Source organism: Desulfovibrio intestinalis (genome assembly GCF_014202345.1).
Classification (GTDB): Bacteria; Desulfobacterota; Desulfovibrionia; order Desulfovibrionales; family Desulfovibrionaceae; genus Desulfovibrio; species Desulfovibrio intestinalis.
In genome coordinates this window covers 56,657-74,242 of sequence record NZ_JACHGO010000011.1, presented here as the reverse complement: position 1 = coordinate 74,242, position 17,586 = coordinate 56,657, and the positions used below count along the sequence as shown (strand labels likewise).

General features: G+C 55.0%; 12 protein-coding genes. 7 read left to right on the top strand and 5 right to left on the bottom strand.

The features are described from left to right. Window positions 1-372: 372 nt before the first annotated feature. Complete coding sequence (locus tag HNQ38_RS13765; RefSeq protein WP_183722383.1) at window positions 373-1,758, bottom strand: PFL family protein; 1,386 nt, start codon at window positions 1,756-1,758, stop codon at window positions 373-375. 454 nt (window positions 1,759-2,212) lie between these two features. After that, window positions 2,213-2,776: a glycine cleavage system transcriptional repressor gene (locus HNQ38_RS13760; protein WP_183722380.1), complete on the bottom strand. Its 564-nt coding sequence runs from the start codon at window positions 2,774-2,776 to the stop codon at window positions 2,213-2,215. Window positions 2,777-3,064: 288 nt separating this feature from the next. Between HNQ38_RS13760 and lysS the strand changes: the two genes are divergently transcribed. From lysS to fabZ, 7 genes are all read left to right on the top strand, one after another. Beyond that, entirely contained in the window at window positions 3,065-4,570 is a 1,506-nt protein-coding gene (lysS, locus tag HNQ38_RS13755; RefSeq protein WP_221277912.1) for a lysine--tRNA ligase, read from the top strand. A gap of 748 nt (window positions 4,571-5,318) precedes the next feature. Beyond that, window positions 5,319-6,545, top strand: a complete 1,227-nt coding sequence (locus HNQ38_RS13750; protein WP_183722395.1) for a lipoprotein-releasing ABC transporter permease subunit — start codon at window positions 5,319-5,321, stop codon at window positions 6,543-6,545. Between the two features lie 2 nt (window positions 6,546-6,547). Then, the gene (locus tag HNQ38_RS13745) at window positions 6,548-7,234 is read left to right on the top strand and encodes an ABC transporter ATP-binding protein (protein ID WP_183722375.1); all 687 of its coding nucleotides are present in this window, start codon (window positions 6,548-6,550) and stop codon (window positions 7,232-7,234) included. Continuing rightward, window positions 7,215-9,974, top strand: coding sequence for an outer membrane protein assembly factor BamA (bamA, locus tag HNQ38_RS13740; protein ID WP_183722371.1), 2,760 nt, complete (start codon window positions 7,215-7,217; stop codon window positions 9,972-9,974). Before HNQ38_RS13745 ends, bamA begins: the two co-directional genes overlap by 20 nt. 268 nt (window positions 9,975-10,242) lie before the next feature. Beyond that, complete coding sequence (locus tag HNQ38_RS13735; protein ID WP_343060204.1) at window positions 10,243-12,780, top strand: N-acetylmuramoyl-L-alanine amidase; 2,538 nt, start codon at window positions 10,243-10,245, stop codon at window positions 12,778-12,780. A 207-nt stretch (window positions 12,781-12,987) separates the two neighbouring features. After that, window positions 12,988-13,533, top strand: coding sequence for an OmpH/Skp family outer membrane protein (locus tag HNQ38_RS13730; protein ID WP_183722368.1), 546 nt, complete (start codon window positions 12,988-12,990; stop codon window positions 13,531-13,533). 188 nt (window positions 13,534-13,721) lie between these two features. Next, window positions 13,722-14,189, top strand: coding sequence for a 3-hydroxyacyl-ACP dehydratase FabZ (fabZ, locus tag HNQ38_RS13725; protein ID WP_183722365.1), 468 nt, complete (start codon window positions 13,722-13,724; stop codon window positions 14,187-14,189). Window positions 14,190-14,550: 361 nt separating this feature from the next. Here fabZ and HNQ38_RS13720 read toward each other — a convergent pair whose 3' ends face one another. The 3 genes from HNQ38_RS13720 to HNQ38_RS13710 all read right to left on the bottom strand — a co-directional run bounded on the left by HNQ38_RS13720 (window position 14,551) and on the right by HNQ38_RS13710 (window position 17,585). Next, a complete protein-coding gene (locus HNQ38_RS13720) occupies window positions 14,551-15,333 on the bottom strand; it encodes a hypothetical protein (protein ID WP_183722362.1) in 783 nt (260 codons plus the stop codon). 124 nt (window positions 15,334-15,457) lie between these two features. Next, entirely contained in the window at window positions 15,458-16,564 is a 1,107-nt protein-coding gene (gene cfa, locus HNQ38_RS13715; protein WP_183722359.1) for a cyclopropane fatty acyl phospholipid synthase, read from the bottom strand. Window positions 16,565-17,078: 514 nt separating this feature from the next. Continuing rightward, the gene (locus HNQ38_RS13710) at window positions 17,079-17,585 is read right to left on the bottom strand and encodes a metal-dependent hydrolase (protein ID WP_183722356.1); all 507 of its coding nucleotides are present in this window, start codon (window positions 17,583-17,585) and stop codon (window positions 17,079-17,081) included. Window position 17,586: the final 1 nt, after the last annotated feature.

Sequence of the window (17,586 nt, the reverse complement as noted above, 5' to 3'; positions counted from 1 at the left end):
ATAGCTTTCATTGGGATGGCCTCCTGCAAAGGTTTTTAGGCTACCTTATGCATACCCGCTTCAGTCGGGCGGGGCCATCCCATCATTTCAAAGTTGAAATGCTCAGGTGGCTGCGCGAGCAGACGCCCGCCGTGGAGGCGTAACGCAGCTTCAGCCGTTGCGACGCAGAGATCTACGGATGAAGACAGCACCGCTATTTATTTGCGCGGTTAAACGCCGTAGCGAGCGTGTCTTAAACTTTGAGAATATATATTCTCAAAGTTAATCTGCTCTAGTCCTCGAACTGGCGCAGTTTGCTATTAAAATAAAAAAAATCCCGCTTTCGCGGGACTTTTTTATTTTTTGTGCTGCCGTGAAACCACGGCGTACAAACTAGTTTTTCAAGCTGTGGATCGGCGCGGGAATGCGGCCACCCAAGGAAATAAAGTCTTCGGCATTGCCTTTGGGCACGGGCATTATGGCAGCCTTGCCAAGCAATCCGCCAAAGGACACTTCGTCGCCAACGCTCTTACCGGGCACGGGGATCAGCCGCACAGCCGTGGTTTTGTGATTGATCATGCCAATGGCCATTTCGTCGGCAATGATGCCAGAGATGGTGGCCGCCGGGGTATCGCCGGGAATAGCGATCATGTCCAGTCCCACGGAGCAGACGCTGGTCATGGCCTCAAGCTTTTCAAGGCTGAGTAAGCCAGCGGTGGCCGCAGCTTCAATGCTGGAATCTTCAGATACAGGAATGAACGCGCCGGAAAGCCCGCCCACAGAGGATGAAGCAAAAGCTCCGCCCTTTTTCACTGCATCATTAAGCATGGCAAGCACTGCGGTGGTACCGGGAGCGCCAATGCTTGAAAGCCCCAGGCTCTGGAAAATTTCGCCCACAGAATCGCCCACAGCCGGGGTGGGAGCGAGGGAAAGGTCGGCCACGCCAAAGGGGATGCCCAACCGGGTCGCCACTTCGGTTCCGATCATTTCGCCCACGCGCGTCACTTTGTACGCTGTGCGCTTGATGACTTCTGCCATGTCCAGCAGCGTGAGAGCGCCGCCCTTTTCGTTATGTCCGGCCTCACGGGCGCGGTCCAGAGCCTTTTTCACAACGCCAGGGCCGGAAACGCCCACATTGATGACCACATCGGGCTCGCCCACGCCAAGGTAAGCGCCAGCCATGAAGGGCACATCCTGCGGAATATTGGCAAATACCACGAGCTTGGCGCAACCGATGCCGCCACGGTCAGCAGTGGCTTCGGCAACCTTGAGAATCTGTTGCCCCATAAGGGCCACAGCGTCCATATTGATGCCGCTACGCGATGAGGCCACGTTGATGGACGAGCAGATGCGGTCGGTTTGCGAAAGGGCTTCAGGCAGGGCTTCAATCAGGGCGCGGTCGCCTTTGGCGAAGCCTTTTTCCACCAGAGCGGTAAATCCGCCCAAAAAGTCAACGCCCGCTTCCTTGGCGGCCTCGTCCAGCGCCTTGCACACGCGCACCATGCCGTCCGGGCCAAAGGGCGCGGCAACGACGGCGATGGGGCTGACGCTGATGCGCTTGTTCACCACGGGGATACCGTACTTGTCGCCCACTTCGTCGCAAACAGCCACAAGCTGGGCAGCATAGCGGCGCAGTTTGGCACGCACATTGGCAGTAAAAAGATCCAGATCGTGGCTTACGCAATCAAACAGGCTCACGCCCAGAGTAACCGTGCGCACGTCAAGGTGCTCGTTGCGGAGCATATTCAGAGTGCTTATAACTTCGCGTTCGGAAAGCATGATAAAATCCTGTATGGTTGCAGTCGCTGTCTGGCAATGGTTCTGAAACAGCGGCCCCTGCGCGAGCGGTTTCCCCAAGTGCAGCCAGCAAGGCCCTTGCCTGCGGCCAGCGGGGAATTTTCGCGCGGTTACTCTGTTTCTGCCCGTTCAGTTGCTGTTGGAACAGCAACACGCTCAACGGAGAGCACATCGGGCCGGCCGCCGCATTGCGGCGCGCACTCTGCCAAAAACAGCTTTTCCGGCAGAATGCCCACTTTGAAATGCACGGCATTTCAAAGCTAATTCTGTTTAGCGCCGCGCCGGGCGACACCATGCGCAATCCGATGCTGGCCTCCGCCTTGAACTGCGGAAGCACCACAAAAGTGCGCCTTTACTCTGTGTTCTTCGTGCCAGTGCGCCAATAAAGGCGCTACCTTCTCATTAGGGCATTGTAACGCTAAAAAGCTTCAATGCTCTAGTAGGAGCTGACGCGGTGAACAGCCTCAAAAATATCGCGGTGCTGCACGCTCACACGCAAATCGCGGCTCTGCCCTTCGCAGGAAAGCTCGCGGCGCAGGCGGCCAAGATCCACGGAATCAGGAACCATTACTTCAAAAACAAAGAGTGCCTGATTGGTGCCGTCTTCGCCCAGTATGGCCTTGAGGTTTTCAATATTTACGTCATGCCGGGCAAACACGCGGCTCATGGCCGCGATAAGGCCGGGCTTGTCCGGGCCGTCGGCAGTGACCACAAAGGGTTCACAGTGCAGGCTTTGGCCCCACTGTCCCTTGATGGCCGGACGTACCAGCACCGACAAGTCTACCTTGGCTTCGGCAAGACTGGCGCTCAGTCTTTGGCGCAGGCTTTCAGCATCCACTCCGTCAGGGGCAGCCACCACAAAAATGGCGGCGAACTCGCCAGAAAGTATGGTCTGAGTCACTTCTTCAATATTGCAGCCGTTTTCTTCAAGAATACGGCTGACGGCGGCCACCACACCAGGGCAGTCGCGCCCCAGAAAGGAGGCTGTGTACTTGTGCATGAGGTAATCCTTACGGAAATGCATCGTAGGCTGTGCCGACGGAATGTTGTCACAGAAAGCACTGCTATATACGCAACCTCCGCGAACTTCAAGGGGGAACAGGCCCACGGAAAATGCTGAAAAGCTTTGCCACACCGTCCTTGACGCCTTTGAACGAATGGCATACCCTTACAATCCTTTAAGACTAGGCATCTCAGGAGTTTTTCAGTGGAAAATCGGGAAAAGAAAAATAAAAAGCCTACCGTCAAGCTAGGCACCAAGTCGCAGCACGCGGGCTATTTCATGCCCATGTTGGAAAGCTTCGCCGCCCGTGAAGGGCTTAATGAAGTTGTGAAAAACCGTGTGGTCAAATCATGCGACCTGCTGGATGCGGGCGTGCCCCTCTTTCCCAATGACTTTCGAAAAGAGCACTCCATCTCCTGGGTACTGGACAAGTTCGGCGAGCTGGAAGGCGAAGCCCTCGAAAACCAGGAAGACGTTGTCGCCCTTGCCGGGCGTATCGTTTCACTGCGCTCTTTCGGCAAGGTGGCCTTCTTTCATATTATGGATCAGACGGGCCGTGTTCAGTGTTACGCCACCCGCGAACATCTGGACGAAGAAACGCACTCTCTGGTGAAAAAACTGGATATCGGCGACATCGTCGGCGTTTCCGGCCATTTGTTCCGCACCAAAACAGGCGAACTGACCATTGCCTGCCGCAAAATCAAGCTTATCACGCGCTCACTGCGTCCCCTGCCCGAAAAATACCACGGGCTCAAGGATATGGAAACGCGTTACCGCCAGCGCTATGTTGACCTTATCGTCACGCCACGCGCCCGCGAAATATTTTTAAAGCGCAGCCTTATCGTGCGCGAATTCCGCCGTTTTATGGAAGACCGTGGCTTCATGGAAGTGGAAACCCCCATGATGCAGCCCCTGGCTGGCGGCGCTACGGCCCGTCCGTTCAAAACGCACCACAACGCTCTGGACATCGGCCTCTTCATGCGCATCGCGCCGGAGCTGTATCTCAAGCGCTTGCTGGTGGGCGGTTTTGAAAAGGTTTTTGAGCTCAACCGCAACTTCCGTAACGAGGGCATCGACACAAGGCACAACCCCGAGTTCACCATGTGTGAATTTTACTGGGCCTACGCCACGTTTGAAGACCTCATGGATCTTACTGAAGAACTTTTTGCCCACCTTGCCCAAAGCGCGTGCGGCACGACTGTGGTCCCCTACCAGGGCGAGATGATCGACCTCACGCCCGGCAAGTGGACCCGCATGAGCTTCTACGATTCCCTCACCATTATTGGCGGGCATCAGCCGGAATTTTATAATGACTACACCCGCGTGCAGAACTACATTCGCCAGCGTGGCGAAAAGGCCGCTGACAGCGAAAGCCTGCAAAAGCTGCACGCCAAACTTTTTGACCTTGATGTTGAAGGCAAGCTGATTCAGCCGCACTTTATCTACCATTACCCCACGGAAATTTCGCCGCTGTCGCGCCGCAACGACCAGAATCCCGGCCTGACAGACCGCTTTGAGCTTTTCATCACCGGGCGCGAACTGTCCAACGCCTTCTCCGAACTCAACGACCCTGTTGACCAGCGCCTGCGCTTCGAAGATCAGGTGCGTGAAAAAGAAGCTGGCGACGATGAAGCGCACAGCATGGACGAAGATTACCTGCGCGCTCTTGAATACGGCATGCCCCCGGCTGCCGGACAGGGCGTGGGCATTGACCGTCTGGTCATGCTGCTGACGGACTGTGCCTCCATCCGCGAGGTCATCCTCTTCCCCCTGCTGCGGCCAGAAGTTTAATTACAAACTCTGTTGCCTCTGCTTTTGCCGTGACTATTCAAGAGGGCCGTTCCATCAGGGACGGCCCTCTTCTTTTGACTGATTGCGCCTGCACGGCGCATCTTAATTTTGAAAAGGCTTGTGTGCACTCTAGGGGGAGCGCTGCCGCCCGCTACACTCGTTTCCGGCCTCTGCGTGTTACGCAATAACAGCTACATAAAGATCGCCTGAAGAAGATGGTCATTTTTCTTTATTTTCAGCTTTATGGCGAAAAACATTCCACCGCAGAGCCGCTCAAAGGGATCTGTCATAACAGGTCATGCACATGACGCCATTTGTATAGTTATGGCAACGGCCCTTCAATATATAGGCCCGCCCATTCCGGCGCTCGCCATATCAGTAATGGCGGGATTCAACGCGCAGGACGGGCATTTCAGACAGAGATAGCACGGTGCTTCACGCGGCAAAACACACGGCGTTCGGCGTGAACGCCCTATGCCTCTCACAAGTCCCAGACTCTTGTGCGGGCATTGACAAGCCTTGAGTTTGCGGGCAAAGCCCCATGTGAATTTATACGATCCCAAAGATACTGACCAAATGGGTGCACGCCACAGTCTGCCAAAACGCTTGCGAAATGCAGCCTGTGCTCTGGGAACAACTGACAATTCACCTGAAAACAGCTGCCTGATCTGGCAAAAATCAGCCGACAATCCACACGACTCTAAAAAATCTCTTGAATATCCCATCAAGCTGGGCCACTATGCCGCAAATGTCGTTCGAACTATTCGTAGCCTTGCGCTACCTCTTTTCAAGGCGTAAACAGACCTTCATCTATATAATATCTCTTATGTCTATTCTGGGCGTGGCCCTGGGCGTAGGGGCGCTAGTGGTTGTGCTTGGCGTGTATAACGGTCTTACGACCGATATGCGCGACAAGATTTTGGGAGCCAATGCCCACGCCATCGTCATGTCCTACCTGCCTTCGGCCTTTGAGAACGATGACGGGCTGCTGGATCGTGTACGCGCTGTCAAAGGTGTCACCGGGGCAACCCCCTTTATCTACACAGAAGTGATGCTGTCTGCTGGCAACGGCGTTAAAGGCGTTGTTTTGCGGGGCATTGACCCGGAATCCGGGCCTCATGTGCTTTCCATGCTGCGCCAGATGCGCACGGGTTCTGCCGCAGACCTGCAAAAAGAAGGAACCCCCGGCCTCATCATTGGTGAAGAGCTGGCCAAAAGGCTGGGCCTTGCCGAAGGCAGCCGCGTGAACCTGCTTTCGCCCTCCGGGCAAAAAACAGCTTCGGGCTACGCGCCGCGCATTCGCCCCTTTGAAGTGGTGGGCATATTCAAAACAGGCATGTTTGAGTACGATTCGTCGCTGGCCTTCGTAAGCCTGGGCGCAGCCCGCGATGTTCTGGGCCTGCCGGAAAAATATCTGTCTGGCGTGGAACTCACCGTTGACGATCTTTTCAAGGCAGACCAAACTTCCACACGCGTCGCTACCGAGCTTGGCTCGCCCTTTTATGTGCGCTCGTGGATGGAAATGAACGCCAATCTTTTTGCAGCCCTCAAGCTGGAAAAAATCGGAATGTTCATCTTGTTGACAATGGTGGTACTTATAGGTTCATTTTCCATCGTGACGACCCTTGTCATGCTGGTAATGGAAAAAACGCGCGACATCGCCATCATGATGTCAATGGGCGCTACCCGCGGCATGATACGCCGTATTTTCATGCTTCAAGGCAGTATCATTGGCGTTGTGGGAACCTTGCTTGGGTATGCTTTTGGACTTTCACTAGGCTGGCTGCTCAAGCGCTACCAGTTTATCAAGCTGCCTGAAAACGTGTATACGCTTGACCATCTGCCCATCAGCATCACTGTCACCGACGTGCTTATTGTCGGGGCCAGTGCCATGCTGCTGTGCTTTTTGGCCACCCTTTACCCGGCGCGTCAGGCCGCCCGCCTTGAACCGGCGGAAGCTCTGCGCTACGAGTAGCCATGTCCGCACTCTATAAATTTTCACAAGTGGGCAAAGTGTTTTCTGCCCCGGGCGAAACTCTTGAGATTCTCAAGGATATCAGCCTGGTTGTAGAAGAAGGTGAAGCTCTGGCCATAGTGGGAGCTTCCGGCTCCGGCAAAAGCACCCTATTGCATCTTATGGGTGCTCTTGATACTCCAAGTACGGGCGCTGTCTTTTTTGACGGGCAGGACATGGCACACATGACGCCCGACCAGAAGGCGGCATTCCGCAATAGAACGCTGGGCTTCGTTTTTCAGTTTCATCATCTCTTGCCGGAATTTTCGGCAGTGGAAAACGTGGCCATGCCGGCCATTATCGGCGGCGAACGCCAGTCCGTCATCATGACCAAGGCCCGCGAAATGCTCGAACGCGTGGGCCTTTCGGCTCGTATGGAAAGCAAGATTTCCACGCTTTCTGGCGGTGAAAGGCAGAGGGTGGCCATTGCCCGCGCAGTGCTGATGCGCCCGCGGGTTCTGCTGGCCGACGAGCCCACCGGCAATCTGGACGAAGGTACCGGAGCGCAGGTGGGCACACTTATGAACGAACTTAACCGCGAACTGGGCATGACCCTGGTGGTCGTGACGCACAATCGAGAGCTGGCCGCAGGTATGGGCCGCACTCTGGAACTGAAAGCGGGGACACTGTATGAAAAAAATGTTGCGTAATCTTCTGTCTAACATCCTCTGCGTCACCGCTCTGGTTTGCGCTGTACAGCTTTTGCCCCAAGAAGCCGGGGCCGCTCAGGGGCCGCTTGTGCTTGTCCTGCCTTTTCAGGTCAATGCCGGTCCTGAAATGCCCAATGCCGCCCGCGACGTGCCTCAGATCATTGCCGATCAATTAAAGCAAAACGGCATGAGCGTGGTGCCTATGAACACCGCGCGCCAGTTGCAGCAGAGCAGCGGTGAGAACATCGACCTCGCCACCGCGCGCGCGCTGGGCCGTCAGGCAGGTGCGCAGCTTGTCATCTATGGCAGCTTCAACCAGCTTGGCGACGGCTTCAATATGGATACACGCCTCGTTCCTGTGCAGCAGGGCGAAGCGGTGCCCGCAGGCTTTGAACGCAATACTCTGGTTGCCCTCGGCGACTGTGCCAGCGCCCTTGCAAGCCGCGCTGCAGAAATGACGAAGGCCAACGCCGCCCCTGTCGCCCAGCAGGCAGACAATGGTCCGGGCTTTGTGCCCATGGGCGCTCCGGCCGCCGCCAAGGGCGGCTTGTCTGACGTGCAGGTGCGCGGCATGAACGTCATGGACCCGGACACCGTGCTCATGCGCCTGACTATCCGCAAAGGCGACACCCCTGATGCCCACGCCATCAACGAAGAAGTGAAGCGCATCTGGGAAATGGGATATTTCAGCGACGTGCAGGCCAGCCTTGAAGGCAATGTGCTCGTCTTTACTGTTGTGGAAAAACCCCGCATCGACAACATCGTGGTAGAGGGTTCCAAGGACATCAAAAAAGACGACGTTCTTGCAGCTATGGGCACAAGAAGCGGTAACGTGCTTAACGAACAGGTTCTTTCCGACGACCTGCAAAAGATTACCGAGCTCTACCGCAAGGAAGGCTACTATCTCGCCAAGGTCAACTACCGCCTCGAAGACCGCCAGGGCGGCCGTGGTGCCGTGCTCGTCATCAATGTGGACGAAGGCAACAAGCTTTACGTCAAAGAAGTGAAAATTGACGGACTCAAGAACCTGAGCCAGGGCGACCTTGATAAGTACATGGCGCTCAAGCCGCGCGGTATTTTTTCGTGGCTGACCGGCTCCGGCGTTCTCAAGGAAGAATATCTTGAGCGCGATACCAACGCCATCGCCGCCTATGGCCTCAACGAAGGGTATGTTGATATCCAGGTGGGCGCGCCCCAGGTGGATTACCGCGATGACGGCATCTACGTGACCTTTACGGTAAATGAAGGCCCCCGCTACACCATCCGCAACGTGGTCTTTGCGGGCGACGTCATCGACAGCGAAGACAAAATGCTTGAAGTTGTGCAGATGGATGACTGGCAGAAGTCCAACAAGTTCTTCTCCCTCACCGTCATGCAGGAAGACTCCAAGCGCCTGACCGACCACTATGCCGACTACGGCTACGCTTTTGCTGAAGTGGACACCAAGCTGATCAAGGCCGACGACGGCAGCGATCAGGTGGACGTGGGCTATCTCGTCAATAAAAAGCAGAAGGTCTTCATCCGCCGCCTGATGGTTGAAGGCAACACCAAAACACGCGACAACGTGATCCTGCGCGAAATGCGCCTGGGTGACGGCGATATGTATGAAGGCGCCAAACTGCGCCGCTCTAACGAACGCCTGAACCGCCTGCGTTACTTCGGTGCTGTGGATATGGAGATTATCCCCACCGGGCAGGAAGACGAAGTCGACCTCAAGGTTAAGGTCAAGGAAGCCAACACCGGCGCCATCATGGGCGGTATCGGCTACTCCAGCTACTACGACGTGGGCGTCAGCGCCTCGATTATGGAGCGTAACCTCTTTGGCCGTGGTTACTGGTTGCAGCTGCAGGGCTTCTTCTCCTGGCGCCGTACGTCGGGCACCCTGTCCTTCACCAACCCGCGCGTGTACGATACCGACCTTTCTTTCGGCAACGACATCTACTACACGCACGACTACTGGGACAACTTCACCAAGGATACCATTGGTGACACTATCCGCTTTGGCTACCCCATTGGCGAATACACGTCTGTTGGCGCTGGCTACCGCCTGGAACGCTATAATCTCTACGACGTAAACGACAACAGTTCGCCCTACATCAGAAACTACAAAGGCATCAACTGGACAAGCGCCGTTTCAGGCCGCATCCTGCGCGACACTACCGACAACAAGGAACGTCCCACCAAGGGCACAATCGCACGCCTCTGGGCTGAATACGGCGGCGGCGGTCTTGGCGGCACAGACAACTTCATCAAGTCCGTGGCTGACTGGCAAGGTTTCTGGTCATTCAACCCGCAAAACACGGTTCACCTGCGTGGTCGTGTAGGCGGCGTATTCCAGAACACCAGTGATGAGGTACCCGTATTCGAACGCTTCTGGGTTGGCGGTATGGACACCATCCGCGGTTACACCTATTCCGACCTTTCACCACGCGACTACAAGTACGGCGGCGAACAGATCGGCGGCGACCGCATGGCCGTGGCCAACCTTGAATACATCTGGACCTTCCAGAAGGATCTGGGTCTGGCTCTGGTGCCCTTTGTGGACTCCGGTTTCAATATCGACTCCAAAACAATGGGCAATGAATGGGACAGATACATCGTTGCCTCAACTGGTATGGAACTGCGTTGGCGCTCACCGATGGGCGACCTTCGCATAGCCTACGGCATTCCCCTGGTGCAGGACTACGACAAAGAAATGCCCCCCGGCAGAATCGAATTCAGCATGGGCCAGTTCTTCTAGGCCGTGAAATAATCACGAACCATTAAGAACTTCCTGAAAGCTGGCTGAACTTAAATGCACGCGTGGCGCGGGTTTCAAATCCGCGCCACGCTTTTTTGCATCTCACGATTTTTTGGCATATATTGTGCAAAAGTTGTTTACATGTCAGTGCCTGCCAAATAACTGCAGGCCATATAACAGCAATCTGCCGCCGCAAAGGCATAAGGATGTCACAGACGGACTGTCACTAAAATGACAACCGCGATCAAGCACACGTAAGGAAAGCCCCGTGGCCAGTAAAGCAAAAGCATCCCAAATCCAGGGTGGCGCTCAAGCCAAGACCCAACCCAAAAGCCCTCAGCAGCGGCCCAAAGACAGGCCTGCGGATAATGCCCATGGCTCAGGGGCAATGACCCAGCCAAGGCACGGCTTAAAGCGTCTTGCGCCGCCACTGTTTTTCTTGCTGGCCCTCTGCCTGCTGGTGGTTTTCTTCTATGACACCGGCTACACTTCCCTGCCGCCAACTGCCAAGCGCTATGATACCGCCAAGGCGGGAATCGAAAGCCTGCGCATGGACGTGAAGCGAGCCAACCTGCGTGAACCGTGGGAAAAGCTTGCTGCGGAATTTCGTGCCATCTACGATGCTGACCCCGGCTGGCCCAACCGCCCTGCGGCGCTTTTCCGCGCGGCAGAAAGCCTTGAAGAACTGGCCCGCCGCTCCTTTGCCAAGGCAGATGCCCGCAAAGCCATAGAGTGCTATGAGGCCGTGGCTCTGCGCCATGCCGACAGCCGCCTGGCTGACGATGCTCTTTTCCACGCGGCCAAACTTCGTGCCGCCTGGTTCAAGGACGACAAGGGTGCTCTCGAACTACTCAACCGCATCAAAAGTCAATACCCCAAGGGCGACATGCTGCCCGAGGCTCTGGCTCTGGAAAAGACCCTGCAAGCCTCGGCACAAGGGCGCACTGCGCCCGAAGCCCGGCAGATAGCCGCCGCGGAAAGCAAGCCCGCCGTGGAAGACAGTTCTCCTTCGGCAGCAATGCCCGCTTCTACGCAGGACAAAGACAAAAAGCGCTCAGATGAAGCCCCCTCTGCCACTGCCGGGCAAACCACACCCGCCTCCAAACTGGCAGCTTCCCCAGCCGCTCTTTTGCCGCAGGATCAGCTTTTGCCCCGCTACCGCAAAGCCAAATCCGATATGGAAGCCCTGAGCGCAGACAAGATCCGCTCTTGCTGGAGGCAGCCGTGGGAAGAACTGGCGGCAGAGTTTCTGCTTATCTATCAAAGCCGTAAGAACTGGGCCATATCGCCCGGCGCGCTCTTTCGCGCAGCGTCCAGCCAGGAATCTCTGGCCAACTGCTCTCACCTTGCGGCAGAATACCGGCAGGCGCGCGACCTTTACCTGAGCCTCGCGCAGGAATTTCCCAAAAGCGCCCTGGCCGATGACGCCCTTTTGCGGGCAGCCGCCATTGACGCAGACCGACTGAACCAGCCGGGCGAAGCCCTTGAATTGCTGGACGCCATTGCCACTCTCTACTCACACGGCGACATGCTGCCACAGGCTAAAACCATGCGTGCGCGCCTTACAGGCGTGGCGGAAAATGCAGACCCTGCAAGTGCCAAATCCGGCGCGGCTTCTGCACGCGACACTTCGCCCGAAGTTCATATGCTCTCGTGGAATTCCCTGAATAAAAATTCCGTAGAAATTGTACTGGATCTTTCGGCCCCGGCCCGCTACCGCGCCAAGCTTGAAGAAGGCAAAAAAGGCGCGGCATCCAGCCTGTACCTTGAATTCGAAGACGCTTCTGTGGTCAAGGATGTAAGCCAGGGCGTCACTGTAAAGGGCAGCCTGTTGCAGTCCGTGCGCGTGCGCGACCGCAAAGGCGGCGGTGCCATAATGCAGTTCAGTTTCAGGGATGTCCGGCGCTTTGATACGCAGTTGGAGAGCAACCCCTGCCGTATCATCTTGCGCGTAGCGGCCGGAAGTACCCCCCTGCCGCCTCGCCAGGGCGCAAGCGCGGGCTTTGCCCAACAGGACGCCTCCCCCAAGGCGGATGCCAGCGCAAGCGAACCGCGCCACGTCAATGACATGGCCCGCCAGCTGGGCCTTACCGTGCGCACGGTCTTCATTGACGCCGGGCATGGCGGCCGCGACCCCGGCACCAGCCACAATGGCATTCTTGAGCGCGTTATTACTCTGGACGTGGCGACAACTCTTGGCCGGCTGCTGCAAGCCAACGGTGTGGAAGTCGTTTACAGCCGCACCAACGATACCGGCCTTTCCCTTCGCGAACGCACAACCAGGGCCAACGCAGCAGGCGCAGATCTTTTTGTGTCCATTCACGTCAACGCCAATGATGACAAATCCGTCAACGGCTTTGAAACCTACTACCTTGATCTGGCCGAAAATACAGATTCAGCTCGTGTAGCAGCTTTAGAAAATACGGGCAGCGATCACCGCCTTGGTGACATGCAAAAGATGCTGGCCGATGTAATGCTGAATACAAGAGTTGATGAATCACGCAAACTTGCTCAAGATGTTCAGAGACTTACTCTTTTTAGATTGAAGAAACGCGAATATACAGTCCGCAATAACGGCGTCAAATCTGCACCGTTTCATGTTCTTCTTGGTGCGCAGATGCCAGCGGTTCTTGTAGAACTTGGTTACTGCACCCATGCCGATGAAGCACGCAATCTCGCCAATGCCAAATACCGTCTGGCGCTGGCTGAAGGGCTGGCTGAAGGCATACTTGCATACAAGGATCGACTGTTAAAAAAACGGACAGCCCAGAACTCCTTGACGCCCGAAAGCGCTGGTGCTATGTGATGCAGGGATTTGAAATGCGTGCCGCATAAGCATATTAGAAAGATAAGGCTCAGTTGCACTGGTGCGGTAAACACCCCCTACCTGCTTGTGCAAAGCGGACAAGGGACGCAAATTCCACACAATTATACAGTTTCTTACGGCGCAAGGGTCATCCCAAATCCGCAAGGACGAGATATAAAAACAGCAATCGGGGAAGGAGTACTTTAAATGCGCAAGGTTTTGATGATGACCCTCGCGGTCTGCATGCTCTTGGCCGGAACGGCCTTTGCGGCTGACAGCAATGCCGTGCCCGCCGCCAAAATTGGCGTTGTAGACATGCAAACGGTGGCCACCCAGAGTGAACCCGCCGAAGCTGCCAAAAAGCTGATGGAAGACAAATTTGGCAAAGAACGTTCAGCTCTTGAAAAGCAGGGTGAGGCCCTGAAGAAAAAGGCTGAATCGCTCAAGAATCCCAAGGTCAGCGAAGAAAAGAAGCTTGAATTCATCCGCTCCAAGCAGGATCTGGATCAGAAGACCCGCAACTTCCTGCGCAAGGTTGAACAGGAAGAAGTGAAGCTGCGTCAAGATATGGTTACCCTGGTTTTCAGCGCCACCTATGAAGTGGCTCGCGCCAAGGGCTTTAACTTTGTTGTCGACGTAACCGCCGGCGGCGTTCTGTATGCCGATCAGTCTATGGATCTGACGCAGGACGTGCTCACTGAAGTGAACAAGCTCTACAAAGAAAAGAAGAACGACAAAAGCGGCAAAAAATAACCGCTTTTCGGCATTACGATACGGCCTCTCGACCCTGACGGGGCGGGAGGCTTTTTATTTGGCGGCATCCACCGGGCCGGACGTATGAGCTCGGTTTTGGACTGGTATGCCCCCTTGAAGCTTCATGAATATCAGTGGTCAATGGCGGCCCGCTGCCCTCGCCACGCCAAACTGCCCCAGGAGGCCACATGCAGGAATCAGCCCCTCAGACCCAGAGCATGGACATACAGCGCATATTGCGCCTGCTGCCCCACCGCTACCCTTTTCTGCTGGTGGACAGAGTGGTGGAATGCGTGACGGGTTCACACATCAAGGCATACAAAAACGTCACATTCAATGAGCCGTTTTTTCAGGGACACTTTCCCGATGCCCCCATCATGCCCGGCGTGCTCATCCTTGAAGCTCTGGCCCAAACAGGCGGCCTGCTGGCTACTGCCGGAATGGAAAGTCTGGACGACAAGCTTTTCCTTTTCACCGGCCTGGACGGCGTGAAGTTCCGTCGGCAGGTAGTGCCGGGCGACCGCCTGGAACTTGAATGTTCCAACCTGCGCATGAAGCTCAAGCTCTGCAAAATGGAAGCCCGCGCCTTTGTGGACGGAAAACTGGCAGCAGAAGCGCTCATCACCGCAGCCATTGGCGACAGGCCCAAGGGCTAAAGCATTTTAGCTTTGAAAATGGTTAGCTGCTCTAACGCTGCACAAAAGCGCAACGTGCCGTAACCTGGCGTGAGTTCACGTGTATTAAACTTTGAAAATACATATTTTCAAAGTTACTCTGCTCTAGATGCATAGAAAACGGGCAGGCAGCAAACCAGAGCCAGAGCTGCATACCCTTGAGAGTACACACTCTTAAAGGTAAAGAGACGCCCGCTAAGCGGGTTCAATGGTGGCAAATGCAATACGGCTGCACGCAGCCAGCGGATGCATGATTCAGCACATGCAGGCGTAAGCAGCCAGTAGCACACGCCAAATACGCCCGCCTTCCTGTAAAATCACTAAAAAAGGCCGCCAGTAAAACTCAGGCGGCCTTTTTGCGTTTCTGCACCAATGTTACACAGGCACTGGCCCCAAGAGCAGCAGCAGTAGCCAACACATAGCAAAACCACAGCGGCGTGTGCTCAACCAGAGCCATAACAATGGCGGCAAACGCAATACAGCCGAACCATCCGGCCATAAGCCCACGGTATATGCGCACTACGGCCCATGCCCCCTGCGTGGCATGAATAAAGGGTACCATGGCGCAGATCATGACGGGAAAGAACATAAGCACACCGCTCCAGCCCGCGCCAAGCCAGTGGGCAATCTCTGTAACGGCATAGACCAGCAACGAGCCAAAGGCCATTTGAACCGCAATAAGCCACCAGTGCGAACGCTGTTGCGGAACAGTTGCTGGCATGCCTGGCCTGGGCAAACAAACCAACACCAGCAGGGGCGACAGCAAGGAAAGCGCAAAGGCAGCCCACGGCCAGTAGGGAAAAAACTGCACAAGCCAGCCGCCCAAAAAGTATATGCCCAGCGAAAGGGCAATGGCCAGATACCAGGGTACACCCAGCACGGCCAGCCAGGGATAGGCCACAGCGGCCAGCCCGTTGGCATCAATGCCAAGAAGTGTGCTGTACGAAGCGTGCGCGGAAAATGTCACCCCTTGCTCAAGGGTTAAAAAAAAGGAAAGCGGGCCAGACACCACAGGCAAACCAGCCGCCACTCCCCCTACAAAGGCTCCCCACCGCCGGGTGATAAGCATACAGATCAAAACCAGCAAGGGCGTCAAAATCAACTTGAATGCAAGAATTCCGTTCACGGCACTCTCCTGGCTACAAAACAAGGGCCGACAGGCAAAAGACAAAAGGCGGCGTTATGACAGCAGAAGCCATAACGCCGCCCTCTCTTCAAGGCAAGAATAATAACCAGACAGCCCAGCGGCCTCAGGGACGAATATACCCGCCCACAACACCTTTTGGGCTCAACACAATCTGCCATAATTGCAGATCGCGGGCGCGGAATGCTCCCGCACAACTCAGCAGATAATACAGAAACATACGGCTCTGCACTTCACTGCACTCAAACTTACCTTCTTTTTGTCCCCTGATAAAATTATCAGCCCAGCACACAAGAGTTTTGTCATAGTCTGCACCAAAATTGTGCCAGTCTTCCATCACAAAGCGCCCTTCCTCACATTTTCCCAAAAGGGAAATGCTGGGCAGGATACCATTTCTGAAAATATACTTTTCTATCCACGGATCAACGCTATGGTGCGGTTCGTTGGCCCCGATGGTGTGCAGCAAGAAAAGGCCGTCTTGAGCCAGCAGCTTACGCACTGTATCCATATAGACGGCGTAGTTCTTGTGCCCCACATGCTCAAACATGCCCACCGAAACAATGCGGTCATATTTGCCCGTCAATGATCTGTAATCCTGCAGCAGCCAGCGTGCGTCCAGGCCCTGGCTATGCTCGCGCGCATACTGAACCTGGGCTTTGGACACCGTAACGCCAGTAACACTCACGCCATAGTGGCGGGCCATATAGTTTCCGAGCCCGCCCCAACCGCATCCGAGGTCAAGCACACGCATGCCGGGCTGTAAATGCAGCTTGCGGCAAATCATTTCCAGCTTCTGCTGTTGCGCTTCTTCCAGAGTGTTCACCCCCTGCCAGAAGCCGCAGCTGTACTGCATGGACGAATCGAGCATGGCTTCAAAAACATCATTACCAAAATCATAATGATGCACTGCCACCATGTGCGCACGTTCAGGGCTTTGGAGATTACGAAACATGTACGAAAGGATTTCAAACAGAACAGGCAGGGTGAAGCGGAACCGTTTTTCCAGTCCTCCTCGCAAAACCCGGCAGAAGAACTGATCCAGGGCCTGGCAATCCCACCAGCCCTCCATATAGGCCTCGCCCAGCCCAAGATTGGCAAAGCGCAGAACACGGCCATACAGTTTATTATTGTGAACCTGGATATCCCAGGGGCGGGGGCCGTCAATGGCCACATCAACCGAAGCAAGCATCTCCTTGATGTCTGATTCACACATAAGCAACTCCATATTGGCCTTGATACAAGTCAGCACACAAGGCCCATGCAGAATGCAACTATTTTTGCTGTTTACATGATTTAAACCCAACCTGTAACAACAATTTTTATCTAGTGCCTTTAAACTTTTTTAAAGCCAAAATGCACTAAGGCTATACGCGAATGCAACTCACCATAACATGGTGTGAATTTTGCCGAATTTAATTTTCGACAGAATGACAACTTTGAAATTTTAATCATTTCAAAGTAAGTTTACTTCAGAGTACCGCCATTTATATTTGAATACAATATTTTGCGCGCATATTTTATGTGTTACATATTTGTGGTTTTTACGCATGACTCATAAGTATATGCAGTTGCATTAAATTTGAATGTGCGTTTATGAAGAGCATCCATCAATTTTTAAAGTATCCAGCTGCACACACGAAAAAGAAAAGACGCGGCAAACGCTTGCCCAAGGGCATTTTCGTTTGCCGCGCCGTAAACTGGCGAGCAGGGGTCAGGCTGCGCAGAGCCTACAGGATTTTCATATGAGCCAGCTGGCGCGTCACCTTTAAAAGATCTGCGCCATAAAACCACCACACAAGCCCCACAACGCAAACCAAAAAGCAATACTCGCCAAGACTGCCCGTTGAACACAGCTTGAGCGAAACCTTGTTGCTGCGTGAAAAAGGAGTGAGGGGAACTCCCGAAGGCGTTAACATATCCAGAATCACATGGCTTAAACCGCCAAATCCCAGCCCCAGCAGCACGTCACGCCCCATTGGACCAAGTTCGGGGCCGGGCAGCGCAAAGGCCGCCGCACACAGCACCAGCCACCAGCCGAACCAGTGGGTGGTTCCCCTGTGTATGGCATTAAACAGTTTTTGCCGGCCGCGCTTTGTTGGGGCCAGCCCTGCCATGCGCTGGTCCAGCACATCGGGCAGCACGGCTCCGGCGCAGGCCGCCGCAACGCCAGCCACGGGCAAATGTAGAGCCAGGGCCGCAGCGACGGCTGTGGCCTGATGGGTTATCCATTTCATG